The organism is Streptomyces sp. NPDC048392 (genome assembly GCF_043200575.1).
Lineage (GTDB): Bacteria > Actinomycetota > Actinomycetes > Streptomycetales > Streptomycetaceae > Streptomyces.
The window spans coordinates 93,775-107,202 of record NZ_JBICYB010000008.1 but is presented as its reverse complement, the minus strand read 5'-3'; the positions used below and the strand labels follow the sequence as shown (position 1 = coordinate 107,202).

General features: G+C 71.2%; 13 protein-coding genes. 11 read left to right on the top strand and 2 right to left on the bottom strand.

Translation table 11 applies throughout. The annotated features are described in order from the left end of the window. Positions 1–43 precede the first annotated feature (43 nt). The 7 genes from rsmD to mutM all read left to right on the top strand — a co-directional run bounded on the left by rsmD (position 44) and on the right by mutM (position 5,172). On the top strand, positions 44–631 hold the full coding sequence (gene rsmD, locus ACGFYH_RS14295; RefSeq protein ID WP_393803424.1) for a 16S rRNA (guanine(966)-N(2))-methyltransferase RsmD: 588 nt from the start codon (positions 44–46) through the stop codon (positions 629–631). Positions 632–660: 29 nt separating this feature from the next. Further along, positions 661–1,140, top strand: coding sequence for a pantetheine-phosphate adenylyltransferase (gene coaD / locus ACGFYH_RS14290; RefSeq protein ID WP_393803536.1), 480 nt, complete (start codon positions 661–663; stop codon positions 1,138–1,140). A gap of 121 nt (positions 1,141–1,261) precedes the next feature. Then, positions 1,262–2,377 carry a cell division initiation protein gene (locus ACGFYH_RS14285; protein ID WP_393803423.1) on the top strand — a complete coding sequence of 372 codons (1,116 nt, stop codon included), beginning with the start codon at positions 1,262–1,264 and terminating at the stop codon, positions 2,375–2,377. Between the two features lie 164 nt (positions 2,378–2,541). After that, positions 2,542–3,186 carry a YceD family protein gene (locus ACGFYH_RS14280; RefSeq protein WP_393803422.1) on the top strand — a complete coding sequence of 215 codons (645 nt, stop codon included), beginning with the start codon at positions 2,542–2,544 and terminating at the stop codon, positions 3,184–3,186. A gap of 2 nt (positions 3,187–3,188) precedes the next feature. Further along, positions 3,189–3,362, top strand: a complete 174-nt coding sequence (gene rpmF / locus ACGFYH_RS14275; RefSeq protein ID WP_003951102.1) for a 50S ribosomal protein L32 — start codon at positions 3,189–3,191, stop codon at positions 3,360–3,362. A gap of 7 nt (positions 3,363–3,369) precedes the next feature. Continuing rightward, a complete protein-coding gene (gene rnc / locus ACGFYH_RS14270) occupies positions 3,370–4,203 on the top strand; it encodes a ribonuclease III (protein WP_393803421.1) in 834 nt (277 codons plus the stop codon). Between the two features lie 108 nt (positions 4,204–4,311). Further along, a complete protein-coding gene (gene mutM, locus ACGFYH_RS14265; protein WP_393803420.1) occupies positions 4,312–5,172 on the top strand; it encodes a bifunctional DNA-formamidopyrimidine glycosylase/DNA-(apurinic or apyrimidinic site) lyase in 861 nt (286 codons plus the stop codon). Here mutM and ACGFYH_RS14260 read toward each other — a convergent pair. Together ACGFYH_RS14260 and ACGFYH_RS14255 are read right to left on the bottom strand one after the other, a co-directional pair. After that, positions 5,162–5,566: a winged helix-turn-helix transcriptional regulator gene (locus tag ACGFYH_RS14260; protein WP_393803419.1), complete on the bottom strand. Its 405-nt coding sequence runs from the start codon at positions 5,564–5,566 to the stop codon at positions 5,162–5,164. The genes mutM and ACGFYH_RS14260 overlap by 11 nt on opposite strands. A gap of 72 nt (positions 5,567–5,638) precedes the next feature. Next, the gene (locus ACGFYH_RS14255; RefSeq protein ID WP_393803418.1) at positions 5,639–6,823 is read right to left on the bottom strand and encodes a CAP domain-containing protein; all 1,185 of its coding nucleotides are present in this window, start codon (positions 6,821–6,823) and stop codon (positions 5,639–5,641) included. 182 nt (positions 6,824–7,005) lie between these two features. Here ACGFYH_RS14255 and ACGFYH_RS14250 point away from each other — a divergent pair, with 182 nt between their 5' ends. The 4 genes from ACGFYH_RS14250 to ACGFYH_RS14235 all read left to right on the top strand — a co-directional run bounded on the left by ACGFYH_RS14250 (position 7,006) and on the right by ACGFYH_RS14235 (position 13,354). Further along, positions 7,006–7,287, top strand: coding sequence for an acylphosphatase (locus ACGFYH_RS14250; protein WP_393803417.1), 282 nt, complete (start codon positions 7,006–7,008; stop codon positions 7,285–7,287). A 376-nt stretch (positions 7,288–7,663) separates the two neighbouring features. Further along, positions 7,664–7,876: a hypothetical protein gene (locus tag ACGFYH_RS14245; protein ID WP_003973418.1), complete on the top strand. Its 213-nt coding sequence runs from the start codon at positions 7,664–7,666 to the stop codon at positions 7,874–7,876. A 292-nt stretch (positions 7,877–8,168) separates the two neighbouring features. Beyond that, entirely contained in the window at positions 8,169–11,723 is a 3,555-nt protein-coding gene (smc, locus tag ACGFYH_RS14240) for a chromosome segregation protein SMC (protein ID WP_393803416.1), read from the top strand. A 212-nt stretch (positions 11,724–11,935) separates the two neighbouring features. Continuing rightward, positions 11,936–13,354, top strand: a complete 1,419-nt coding sequence (locus ACGFYH_RS14235) for a sugar porter family MFS transporter (RefSeq protein ID WP_393803415.1) — start codon at positions 11,936–11,938, stop codon at positions 13,352–13,354. The last annotated feature ends 74 nt before the right edge of the window (positions 13,355–13,428 follow it).

The window sequence follows — 13,428 nt, the reverse complement described above, 5'->3', positions numbered from 1 at the left end:
CCAGCCACACTGGACGTAAACCGCTGACAACCAAGGAACCCAGATGACCCGCGTGATCGCCGGCAGAGCCGGCGGACGTCGCCTGGCCGTCCCGCCGGGAACTGGCACCCGCCCCACCTCCGACCGCGCGCGAGAGGGCCTGTTCTCCACCTGGCAGTCCCTGCTCGGCGGCCCGCTGGACGGCGAGCGGGTCCTCGACCTCTACGCGGGTTCCGGCGCCGTGGGCCTGGAGGCGCTGTCCCGCGGTGCGGGGCACGTCCTGCTCGTGGAGGCCGACGCACGCGCCGTCCGCACGGTCCGGGAGAACGTCAAGGCCCTCGGCCTGCCCGGTGCCGAGGTCAGGGCGGGCAAGGCGGCACAGGCCATTCGCACCCCGGCCCCGGCGGAGCCCTACGACATCGTCTTCCTGGACCCGCCGTACGCCGTCTCCGACGACGATCTTCGCGAGATCCTGCTCACACTCCGTACAGAGGGGTGGCTCACGCAGGAAGCGCTCGTCACCGTGGAGCGCAGCACCAGAGGCGGGGAATTCGGCTGGCCCGACGGCTTCGAGGCGATCCGGGCCCGTCGCTACGGCGAGGGAACGTTTTGGTACGGTCGCGCCGCCTCTACGTGCGAAGACGCACGATGACCGGACCACCGGAGAGCGAGGGAACTCAAGTGCGCCGCGCCGTCTGCCCCGGGTCGTTCGACCCGATCACCAACGGACATCTCGACATCATCGCCCGTGCCTCCAGCCTCTACGACGAGGTCTACGTCGCGGTGATGATCAACCAGGCCAAGAGGGGCCTGTTCGAGATCGAGGAGCGGATCGACCTCATCCGCCAGGTCACCGCCGAGTACGGGAACGTCCGAGTGGAGTCCTTCCACGGCCTGCTCGTCGACTTCTGCAAGCAGCGCGAGATCCCGGCCATCGTCAAGGGCCTGCGGGCGGTCAGCGACTTCGACTACGAGTTGCAGATGGCCCAGATGAACAACGGCCTCTCGGGCGTGGAAACCCTCTTCATCCCCACCAACCCCACGTACAGCTTCCTGTCGTCCTCCCTGGTCAAGGAGGTCGCGACCTGGGGTGGCGACGTCTCCCACCTGGTGCCGCCGCTGGTCCTCGGAGTCCTGTCGGAACGGCTGAAGAAGCACTGACCGCCCCGCCGCGCAGCCCACGGAGACCGGCAACCCGTCACCCGGTGTCCCCGGGACACCTCAGGGTCGTACAGTCGTCCCGTCCGTCTCCAACACAGCTGTAGAGAGTGGCGAGCACACGGTGGACGTGCAGAACAAGCTCGACGAGATCACCGCGATGGTCTCCGGCGCCCGCGCCATGCCCATGTCGGCCTCGTGCGTGGTCAACCGCGCCGACCTGCTCTCGCTGCTGGAAGAGCTGCGCGCCGAGCTGCCCGGTTCCCTCGCCCGGGCCCAGGAGCTGATCGGCGACCGCGAGCAGATGGTCGCGCAGGCCCGCCAGGAGGCCGACCGGATCATCGAGAGCGCGCACGCCGAACGCGGGTCGCTGATCTCCGGCACCGAGGTCGCCCGCCGTTCCCAGGCCGAGGCCGACCGGATCCTCGCCGAGGCCCGCCAGGAGGCCGAGGAGGTGCGAGCCGAGGCCGACGACTACGTCGACTCCAAGCTCGCCAACTTCGAGGTCGTCCTCACCAAGACCCTCGGCTCCGTCGGCCGCGGCCGCGAGAAGCTGCTCGGCACCGGACCCGGCCTCGACGAGAACGGCTACGAGGACGAGGACGCCCCCGAGCGCAGCCACGACCCGGAGACCCTGCGCCGCGACGCCGACAGCTACGTCGACACCAAGCTCGGCGCCTTCGAGGCGGTGCTGGCCAAGACCCTGGACGCGGTCGGCCGGGGCCGCCAGAAGCTGCACGGCCGGATCGCCACCGACGACCTCGGCGTCCTCGCGGACGACATGACCACCGTCCAGCACTCCAGCGACGCCGACTACCTCGCGGGCCTCGCGGGCCACTCCGGCGCCCCCGCCCCCGCCTCTGCCTCCGACGAGCGGCCCCGGCAGCCCCAGTACGGCGAGCAGCAGCCCGCGGCGGCGCAGGCCGTGCCGGAGACGCCGGCCCAGGAACCGGCGTACGGCTACGCCCAGCAGCAGCCCGATCCGTACGCGGCCTACCAGCAGACCTACGGCGGCCAGCAGGACCCGTACGGCTACCAGCAGCAGGGCGCCGACCCGTACGCATACCAGTACGACACCCAGCAGCAGACCTACGACGGACAGCAGGGCTACGCCCAGCCCCAGCAGCCGCAGCAACCGCCGCAGGCCCAGCCGCAGGCGCTCGACGAGACCAGCCTCTTCGACACCGGCATGATCAGCGCCGAGCAGCTGCGGGCGTACGAACAGGGCCGCGGCCTCTGAGCCCCGCCCACCCGTCCGGGCCGGGCCGGCCGTCCCGGCCCGGATTGGGCCGAGAGCCAATGGTCCAGTATCCTGGCTCTTCGGTCGCGTGTACGTCCGCGATCGGCGCTGCCCGGGAACACCGAAGGGCGGCACCCTCAAGCCCACGAAGACCGAAAGCAGGAATGGTTCTGAACGCGCGCCTCGACCACCGCGACCCACTCGTGTTCGACACACACGAGCTGGGACGGCGGCCCGGTGCGCTCCAGCGCCTGACCCGCACGGTCGACGCTCCCAAGGACTTCGGTGTCCAGGGAGTCATCGGAGTGCCGGAAGGCGCCCCGGTGGAACTCGATCTCCGGCTCGAGTCGGTCATGGAAGGGGTGCTCGTCACGGGCACCGCCCGTGCCAGGGCCGAGGGGGAGTGCGTAAGGTGTCTGGAGCCGCTTGAGCAGCAGCTCGAAGCGGACTTCCAGGAGATGTTCTCGTACCCTGACGCCGACGACCGGGGCCGCCCTGTGGCGGAACCGGCCGACGACGCCGAGGAAGACGAGGACAGGCTCTTCGTCGAGGACGGACTGATCGGCCTCGAAACCGTGCTGCGCGACGCGGTGGTGCTCGCACTGCCGATGCAGCCGGTGTGCCGGGAAGACTGCCCGGGTCTGTGCTCCGAGTGCGGAGCACGCCTGGCGGACGACCCGGACCACCACCACGACGCCGTCGACATCCGTTGGGCGGCTTTGCAGGGACTCGCCGGTTCACTCGGAGACGGCGAGAAGGACGAGTTGAGCGGCGCCGAACCTGGCGTCGACGAGAAGCAGGAGAAGTAGCCGTGGCTGTTCCGAAGCGGAAGATGTCGCGCAGCAACACGCGCCACCGCCGGTCGCAGTGGAAGGCTGCGGTCCCCACCCTGGTTGCGTGCGAGCGCTGCCACGAGCCCAAGCAGCAGCACATCGCGTGCCCGTCTTGCGGCACTTACAACAAGCGCCAGGTCCTCGAGGTCTGAGCGGCTGGTGAGAGGCACTGTGTCAGTCCCCAAGAAGGCGGAAGACGCCAAGGCGGACCCACCCGCCAAGAAGAAGGCGGACACCCAGGCCTCGTCCCACACGCTTCTGGAAGGGCGGCTCGGCTATCAGCTCGAGTCCGCCCTTCTGGTGCGCGCGCTGACCCACCGTTCCTACGCGTACGAGAACGGCGGTCTGCCGACGAACGAGCGGCTGGAGTTCCTCGGTGACTCCGTCCTCGGCCTCGTCGTCACGGACACGCTGTACCGCACCCACCCCGACCTGCCCGAAGGCCAGCTGGCCAAGTTGCGGGCCGCGGTGGTCAACTCGCGTGCGCTGGCGGAGGTGGGCCGTGGGCTCGAACTCGGCTCCTTCATCCGGCTCGGCCGCGGTGAAGAGGGCACGGGCGGCCGGGACAAGGCGTCCATTCTCGCCGACACCCTCGAAGCGGTGATCGGCGCGGTCTATCTCGACCAGGGCCTCGACGCGGCCTCCGAACTGGTGCACCGCCTGTTCGACCCGCTGATCGAGAAGTCCTCGAACCTCGGTGCCGGCCTGGACTGGAAGACCAGCCTCCAGGAACTCACCGCGACCGAAGGGCTCGGCGTCCCCGAGTACCTGGTCACGGAGACCGGCCCGGACCACGAGAAGACCTTCACTGCTGCCGCCCGCGTCGGAGGCGTCTCGTACGGCACCGGCACCGGCCGCAGCAAGAAGGAGGCGGAGCAGCAGGCCGCGGAATCCGCGTGGCGGTCCATCCGGGCCGCGGCGGACGAGCGTGCCGAGGAGGCGGCGGCCCAGCCGGCCGCCGAAGCCGCGGAAGTACCGTCGGCCTCCGCCTGACCGCCCGATTCACCTGTTCCACCCGATACACCGCGTGTCCCGAACGCCCGTCCCCGGCCAGGGGCGGGCGTTCGGCTCGTCGTCCACCGTCCGCCCGAGGGGGAGGCCATGCCCGAGTTGCCAGAGGTGGAGGTCGTACGGCGCGGCCTTGAGCGCTGGGTCGCCCACCGGACCGTCGCCGACGCGGAGGTGCTGCACCCGCGTGCGGTGCGCCGGCACGTCGCCGGCCCCGACGACTTCGCCCACCGGCTGAAGGGCCACCGCGTCGGCACGCCCGGCCGCCGCGGCAAGTACCTGTGGCTGCCCCTGGAGGACACCGGCCAGGCGGTCCTCGCGCACCTCGGCATGAGCGGCCAGCTGCTGGTCCAGGCGCACGAGGCACCCGCCGAGAGGCATCTGCGCGTCCGCGTCCGTTTCACCGACGCCCTCGGCACCGAGCTCCGCTTCGTCGACCAGCGCACCTTCGGTGGCCTCTCCCTGCACGACACCACCCCGGACGGACTGCCGGACGTCATCGCGCACATCGCCCGCGACCCCCTCGACCCGCTCTTCGACGACGAGGCCTTCCACCTGGCGCTGCGCCGCAAGCGCACCACGGTCAAGCGGGCCCTGCTCGACCAGTCCCTGATCAGCGGCGTCGGCAACATCTACGCGGACGAGGCCCTGTGGCGCGCCCGCCTGCACTACGAACGCCCCACGGCGACTCTCACCCGCCCCCGCACCACCGAACTCCTCGACCACGTCCGGGACGTGATGAACGCCGCCCTCGCCGTGGGCGGCACCAGCTTCGACAGCCTGTACGTCAACGTCAACGGCGAGTCCGGCTACTTCGACCGCTCGCTCGACGCCTACGGACGTGAGGGCCTGCCCTGCCGCCGCTGCGCCACACCGATGCGCCGCCGGCCGTGGATGAACCGCTCCAGCTACTTCTGCCCCAAGTGCCAGCGGGCGCCGCGGGTCACGCCGTAGGCATCCGCTGCGCGTCGTACCGCTCGCGCGACGCCAGCACCTCGTCCATCCGCCCTTCCAGGCTCTGGATGAGCGCGATCAGCCGACCGGCCACCTCACGGCCGAGCGCCGTGAGTTCGTAGTCCACGCGAGGAGGGTTGGTGGGCTGGGCCTCGCGGTGCACCAGCCCGTCCCGCTCCAGCGCGTGCAGGGTCTGGGCCAGCATCTTCTCGCTGACGCCGTCGACACGGCGCCGCAGTTCGTTGAACCGGAACGGACCCTCGTACAGCGCACCGAGCGTCAGCGCGCCCCAGCGCCCCGTGACGTGCTCCAGGGTGCCGCGCGAGGGACAGGCCCGGGAGAACACGTCGTACGGCAGGTCCTGCTCCGCCGTGCGCTCCTGCGTGGTCGACATGCGTCCAGCGTACGTGAGCGCAGCGCTGCGCCGCAGGTTGCGCTGGGCGGGGGCCGGCGCCGCCGGGGAGGGTCAGTAGCCGAAGTCCTGTGTCCACCAGGGGCCGCCGGAGCCGAAGTGGACTCCGACTCCCAGGGTCTGGAAGTCGCAGTTCAGGATGTTGGCCCGATGGTCGGGGCTGTTCATCCAGGCGTCCATCACGGCCTGGGCGTCGGCCTGGCCGCGGGCTATGTTCTCGCCCCCGAGGCCGGTTATGCCCGCTGCCGCCGCCCGGTCCCAGGGGGTCGCGCCGCCGGGGTCGGTGTGGTCGAAGAAGCCCTGGGTGGCCATGGCCTCGCTGAAGTCCTCGGCCAGTTCGCGCAGGGCGCTGTTCGCGGCCACCGGGCTGCAGCCCGCCGTGGCCCGTTCGTCGTTGACCAGCTTGAGCACCTGGGCCTGGGCGACGGCCTCCTTCGAGACCGCGGGGGGCGCACTGGGCTCCGCGGGTTCCTCGGCGACCGGGCGCGAGGGCGTGGGCGTCGTGCCCGGGGCCGTCTTCGGCTTCTTGGTCTTCGACGGTGTCTCGGCCGGGGCGGCGGGCTTCGAGGCCGGTGCCGAAGGGGAGGGGGAGGCCGGGGGCGGCGAGGAGGACGGCGAGCCGTCGGACGAGGAGGCTCCGGAGGACGAGGAGTCCCCGGAGGGAGCGGACCGGGAGGGCGAGGAGGAGCGGTCGCCGCCGCGGCTCGTGGCGGCGTCGTCACCGCGGCCGGTGTCGGCGCTGCCCGAGGTTCCGCCCTGCTGGGACGGGCTGTTCGCCGGGGTGTCCCGGGCCTGCACCCGGTCGCCGCCGCCGCTGCCGCCGCCGATCCGGTAGTTGTCGAGGCCGGGCACCGCGCCCGTGGCCACCGCCACCGTCCCGATGGCGACCGCGGCGGACACACCGAGCAGGCCGGTGCGTACCGGAGCGGCGGTCCTCCTCCGGCGGCGGCGCCCTCCACCGGGGTGCGGGCCGCCGTCGGGTGTGTAGCCGGTACTGGGGAAGGCGACGGTGCGCCCGGCCTGCGGACTCTCGCCGTCCCCGCCGTCCGCGAACAGGTAGGCGTCGCTCCTGGCGCGGGCCTCGGCGTACGCCTCGGGGTTCAGATAGGGCGCGATCCCCATCGTGGGGGCCTCGCCCGCGTCGGACGCCAGCGGATCGCGGCCCCGTCCGGTCGGCGTACCGTCCGTCTGACGGCCCTGCGCGGCGCGGCCGGCGGCGGAGCGTCGGTGGCGTCCCATGTCCTGGCCTTCCTCGTCCTCGTCCTCGCGCTGGGCGTGCCCTCGCGGTCGACTTGCTCACGATCAACACGGAACTCACACGATCGAGTGAGTTTCAAGTGCGATTCACTGGGTCGGGACGGTACCGCATGGCGCCGGGGGGTGAAGTGTTCCGCGAGACATTGACTGGTTAGGTTGCAGTCATGAGCGAGGATGTACGGCTGGTCGCCTGGGTGCGCGGACAGGTCCAGGGCGTGGGATTCCGCTGGTTCACGCGGGCCAGGGCGCTGGAACTCGGCGGGATGAGTGGTTTTGCTCTCAATTTGGGCGACGGGCGCGTCCAGGTCGTCGCGGAGGGCCCGCGCGAGCGCTGCGAGGGGTTGCTCGACTGGCTGCACGGTGACGACACGCCCGGACGCGTGGACGGTGTCACCGAGATCTGGGACACACCCCGCGGGGGCTACGACGGCTTCGCCATCCGCTGACGCCCTGCCGCACGCGCAGCCGCGGACGTCCCGGACACCCCTCCCCGCACGAGGGCCGGGGGAAAACGGGCAGGTGGTTGCCAAGGACGGCCGCTCGTGGCAGGCTCCGCACGCAGAATGATCGTCACGCCCCCAGGTGTCCCGCAGGAGTCGCAGCGTCGCCGTTTCCCGGCCGCGTACCCCGGGCACCCGCCAATACGGGGCGTGATCGTGTTGACCGTCAAACTTTTTGGTGAGACGCTGAAAGCCCCGCGCACCTTAGCTGTTTGGCATGGTTGAACGGCAGAAAAACTACATAGTGCCAAGCACCGCGGGTGCGATTCCCTCACGACCCACACCGCATCGGTCGGTCACGCATTGTGGAGGACCATCCATCATGGCAAAGGCGCTTCTCGGTTACGTCGGCGGCTCCGACCCTCGACTCCTCGCCGAGATGCGACGGCTCCAGCAGCGCGTCCAGGACCTGGAATCCGAGCTCGGACGAATCCAGGCTGAGAACGACGCGCTGGCGGCTGCCGCTTCTCACGACAGGATCATGGAGAGCATGGAGAGCGTTGACGCACACCAGGCGGAGCCTGCGCTCACCTGATCACTGCATCGCTCCACTACGGCACCGCAGTGGTCGGGCCCGTCCGTACAACCGCTCAGGTGTCAGAGTCTGCAAGGGACGCTTCGGCGTCCCTTCTTTCTTAGCTCCCCGCCTCGACCGGCCTCTACGCCTGAGGCGTCAAGGCGTCCGGCCCGTCGGCCCGTCCCGTCCCAGCCCCGCGCAACCTTTCACCCTCTTCAACGTCTGATGTGCCCTGCGCGTTCACCCGTGAAACCGCGGGGGTCCACCGGTTCGTCGAGTGAGGCACACCCGAAAGGTAGAGTCCGACGGCGTGCACCTGAAGGCCCTGACCCTGCGCGGGTTCAAGTCGTTCGCCTCGGCGACCACGCTCCGGTTCGAGCCGGGCATCACCTGTGTCGTAGGCCCGAACGGCTCGGGCAAGTCCAACGTCGTCGACGCGCTCAGCTGGGTCATGGGCGAACAGGGCGCCAAGTCACTGCGCGGCGGCAAGATGGAGGACGTCATCTTCGCCGGCACCACCGGCCGCCCGCCGCTCGGCCGGGCCGAGGTGTCGCTGACCATCGACAACTCCGACGGGGCACTGCCCATCGAGTACGCCGAGGTCACCATCACGCGGATCATGTTCCGCAACGGCGGCAGCGAGTACCAGATCAACGGCGACACCTGCCGCCTCCTGGACATCCAGGAACTCCTCTCCGACTCCGGCATCGGCCGCGAGATGCACGTCATCGTCGGACAGGGCCAGCTCGACTCCGTCCTGCACGCCGACCCGATGGGCCGCCGCGCCTTCGTCGAGGAGGCCGCCGGCGTCCTCAAGCACCGCAAGCGCAAGGAGAAGGCGCTCAGGAAGCTGGACGCGATGCAGGCCAACCTCGCGCGCGTGCAGGATCTCACCGACGAGTTGCGGCGCCGGCTCAAGCCGCTCGGCCGGCAGGCGGCGGTGGCCCGAAGGGCCGCCGTCATCCAGGCAGACCTCCGGGACGCCCGGCTCCGGCTCCTCGCCGACGACCTCGTACGCATGCGCGAGGCGCTCCAGGCCGAGATCGCCGACGAGGCCGCGCTCAAGGAACGCAAGGAGACCGCCGAGCGGGAGCTGAGCCGGGCGCTGCGCCGCGAGGCGGACCTGGAGGACGAGGTGCGCCGGCTCACCCCGCGCCTCCAGCGGGCCCAGCAGACCTGGTACGAGCTCTCCCAGCTCGCCGAACGGGTGCGCGGCACCGTCTCGCTGGCCGACGCCCGGGTGAAGAGCGCCACCTCCGCGCCGCTCGAGGAGCGCCGGGGCCGCGACCCGGAGGAACTGGAGCGCGAGGCCGCCCGCGTCCGCGAGCAGGAGGCCGGACTCGAAGCGGCGCTGGAGGCGGCCGAGCACGCCCTGGAGGACACGGTCGCCCACCGCGCCGACCTCGAACGCGAACTGGCCATGGAGGAGCGCCGTCTCAAGGACGCCGCACGGGCCATCGCCGACCGCCGTGAGGGCCTGGCCCGGCTCAACGGCCAGGCCGGCGCCGCCCGCTCCCGCGCCGTCTCCGCCCAGGCCGAGATCGAACGGCTGGCCGAGGCCCGGGACGAGTCCAGGGAGCGGGCCGCCGCCGCCCAGGAGGAGTACGAGGCGCTCAAGGCCGAGGTGGACGGACTCGACGCCGACGACCTGGAACTCGCCGAGCGGCACGAGGCGGCCAAGCACCGGCTGGCCGAAGCCGAGGCCGCCCTCGGCGCGGCCCGCGAGGCGGCCACCGCGGCGGAACGCGAACGCGCGGCCACGCAGGCCCGCCACGAGGTGCTCGCGCTCGGACTGCGCCGCAAGGACGGCACCGGCGCACTGCTCGCAGCCGAGGACCGGCTCACCGGCCTGCTCGGACCGGCCGCCGGGCTCCTCACCGTGACACCGGGCCACGAGGCGGCCCTGGCCACCGCCTTCGGCGCCGCCGCCGACGCCCTCGCGGTGACCTCCCCCGCGGCCGCCGCCGACGCCCTCCGCCTGCTGCGCAAGCAGGACTCCGGCCGGGCCGCCCTGCTGCTCGCCGGTGCCCCCGACGAGGTACCGCACGACACGCGCGACGGCGGACCGCCGTACGCCGCCGACCTCGTCCGCGGGCCCGCGGACCTGATGCCCGCCGTACGGCGGCTGCTGCGCGGGATCGTCGTCGTCGCCACCCTGGAGGACGCCGAGGACCTCGTCCACGCCCGCCCCGGGCTGACCGCCGTCACCGCCGAGGGGGACCTGCTGGGCGCCCACTTCGCGCAGGGCGGATCCGCCGGGGCTCCCAGCCTCCTCGAGGTGCAGGCGTCCGTCGACCGGGCCGCCGCCGAGCTGGAGGAGCTGGGCGTGCGGTGCGAGGAACTGGCCGGGGCGCAGGACGCGGCCGTCGCACGGCGCCGCGAGTGCGCGGCGCTCGTCGAGGAGCTGGGGGAGCGGCGCCGCGCCGCCGACCGGGAGAAGTCGTCCGTCGCCCAGCAGCTGGGCCGGCTCGCGGGACAGGCGCGGGGCGCCGCCGGAGAGGCGGAACGGTCCGCCGCCGCGGCGGCCCGGGCGCAGGAGGCGCTCGACCAGGCGCTGACGGAGGCCGAGGAGCTGGCCGAACGCCTGACCGCCGCCGAGGAGATGCCGGCCGAGGAGGAACCCGACACCTCGGCACGCGACCGGCTCGCCGCCGACGGCGCCAACGCCCGCCAGACCGAGATGGAGGCCCGTCTCCAGGTCCGCACCCACGAGGAGCGGGTCAAGGGGCTCGCCGGGCGGGCCGACTCCCTGGACCGGGCCGCCCGCGCCGAACGCGAGGCACGCGCGCGTGCCGAACAGCGACGGGCCAGGCTGCGGCACGAGGCGGCCGTCGCCGAGGCGGTCGCAGCCGGGGCCAGGCAGCTGCTCGCCCACGTCGACGTCTCGCTGACCCGCGCGGACGAGGAGCGCACCCTGGCCGAGGCGGCCAAGGCCCGGCGCGAACAGGAACTGACCGCCGCGCGCGCCGCCGGGCGCGATCTCAAGGCGGAGCTCGACAAGTTGACGGATTCAGTTCACCGGGGCGAGGTACTCGGCGCCGAGCAGCGGCTGCGCATCGAGCAGCTGGAGACCAAGGCGCTGGAGGAACTCGGTGTGGAACCGGCGGGGCTCGCGGCCGAGTACGGCCCCCATCAACCGGTGCCGCCCTCGCCCCCCGCCGAGGGCGAGGAGCTCCCCGAGGACCCCGAGCACCCGCGCAACCTTCCCCGGCCCTTCGTCCGCTCCGAGCAGGAGAAACGGCTGAGGTCCGCCGAACGCGCCTACCAGCAGCTCGGCAAGGTCAACCCGCTGGCGCTGGAGGAGTTCGCGGCGCTGGAGGAACGGCACCAGTTCCTCAGCGAGCAGCTGGAGGACCTGAAGAAGACCCGAGCCGACCTGCTCCAGGTCGTCAAGGAGGTCGACGAACGCGTCGAGCAGGTCTTCACCGAGGCCTTCCGGGACACGGCCCGGGAGTTCGAGGGCGTCTTCGGCCGGCTGTTCCCGGGCGGCGAGGGGCGGCTGATCCTGACCGACCCCGGCAACATGCTCACCACGGGCGTGGATGTCGAGGCCCGGCCCCCGGGCAAGAAGGTCAAGCGGCTGTCGCTGCTCTCCGGCGGGGAACGCTCGCTGACCGCGGTGGCGATGCTGGTGTCGATCTTCAAGGCCCGGCCGAGTCCGTTCTACGTGATGGACGAGGTCGAGGCGGCGCTCGACGACACCAACCTGCAGCGGCTGATCCGGATCATGCAGGAGCTGCAGGAGGCCTCGCAGCTGATCGTCATCACGCACCAGAAGCGCACGATGGAGGTCGCCGACGCGCTCTACGGCGTGTCCATGCAGGGTGACGGGGTGTCGAAGGTCATCAGTCAGCGGCTGCGCTAGGTCCGGGCATACCCAACACGCTAGCTTCAACTCTTGAACACTTTTCATCGTCAGGTGCCGATCAGTGTCTCGGAACTCATAGCTCCGGCGCTATTGACTTCGGAACTTGAAGGCATATTCTCTGCAACGTTGCTTTTACCTTCAGGTTCCTTCAGTGGTGCCTAGAAGGGTGAACCGCCCCGGCAGCGTTGCCGGTAGCCCGAGGAGTACACGTGGCCAGCACATCGCAGGCGCCCAGTCCAGGAGCCAGGACGGCTCACCCCGATCATCTCGGGCACGTCATCTTCATCGCGGCGGCGGCCGCGATGGGCGGTTTCCTGTTCGGTTACGACAGTTCCGTGATCAACGGCGCGGTCGAGGCCATCCGGGACCGCTACGACGTCGGCTCCGCGGTGCTGGCCCAGGTCATCGCCGTCGCCCTGATCGGCTGCGCCATCGGCGCCGCGACCGCCGGCCGTATCGCCGACCGCATCGGCCGGATCCGCTGCATGCAGATCGCGGCCGTCCTCTTCACCGTCAGCGCCGTCGGGTCCGCACTGCCCTTCGCGCTGTGGGACCTCGCCATGTGGCGCGTCATCGGCGGCTTCGCCATCGGCATGGCCTCGGTGATCGGCCCCGCCTACATCGCCGAGGTCTCCCCGCCCGCCTACCGCGGCCGGCTCGGCTCCTTCCAGCAGGCCGCGATCGTCATCGGCATCGCCGTGTCGCAGCTGGTCAACTGGGGTCTGCTGAACGCCGCAGGCGGCGACCAGCGCGGTGAGCTGATGGGCCTGGAGGCCTGGCAGGTCATGCTCGGCGTCATGGTGGTCCCGGCCGTCCTCTACGGCCTGCTGTCCTTCGCCATCCCGGAGTCCCCCCGCTTCCTGATCTCCGTCGGCAAGCGCGAACGCGCCAAGGAGATCCTCGAAGAGGTCGAGGGCAAGGACGTCGACTTCGACGCCCGCGTCGCCGAGATCGAGCACGCCATGCACCGCGAGGAGAGGTCCTCCTTCAAGGACCTGCTCGGCGGCAGCTTCTTCTTCAAGCCGATCGTCTGGATCGGTATCGGCCTGTCGGTCTTCCAGCAGTTCGTCGGCATCAACGTCGCGTTCTACTACTCCGCGACGCTGTGGCAGTCGGTCGGCGTCGACCCGACCCAGTCGTTCTTCTACTCGTTCACGACGTCGATCATCAACATCATCGGCACCGTGATCGCGATGATCTTCGTGGACCGCGTCGGCCGCAAGCCGCTCGCCCTCATCGGCTCGGTCGGCATGGTGATCGGTCTGGGACTGGAGGCCTGGGCCTTCTCCTTCGACCTCGTCGACGGCAAACTCCCGGCCACCCAGGGCTGGGTCGCCCTGGTCGCCGCCCACGTCTTCGTCTTGTTCTTCGCCCTGTCGTGGGGTGTGGTCGTCTGGGTCTTCCTCGGCGAGATGTTCCCCAACCGGATCCGCGCCGCCGCCCTGGGCGTGGCCGCCTCCGCGCAGTGGATCGCCAACTGGGCCATCACCGCGAGCTTCCCGTCGCTGGCCGACTGGAACCTCTCCCTCACCTACGTGATCTACACGGTCTTCGCCGCGCTCTCCATCCCCTTCGTCCTCAAGTTCGTGAAGGAGACGAAGGGCAAGGCGCTGGAGGAGATGGGCTGACCCGCCCGCCCCGAGCCCGGGGAGGGAGGCCAAGTCCCCGCTGCCCCTCTCCCCGTACCGTCCGCCGCCCCGCC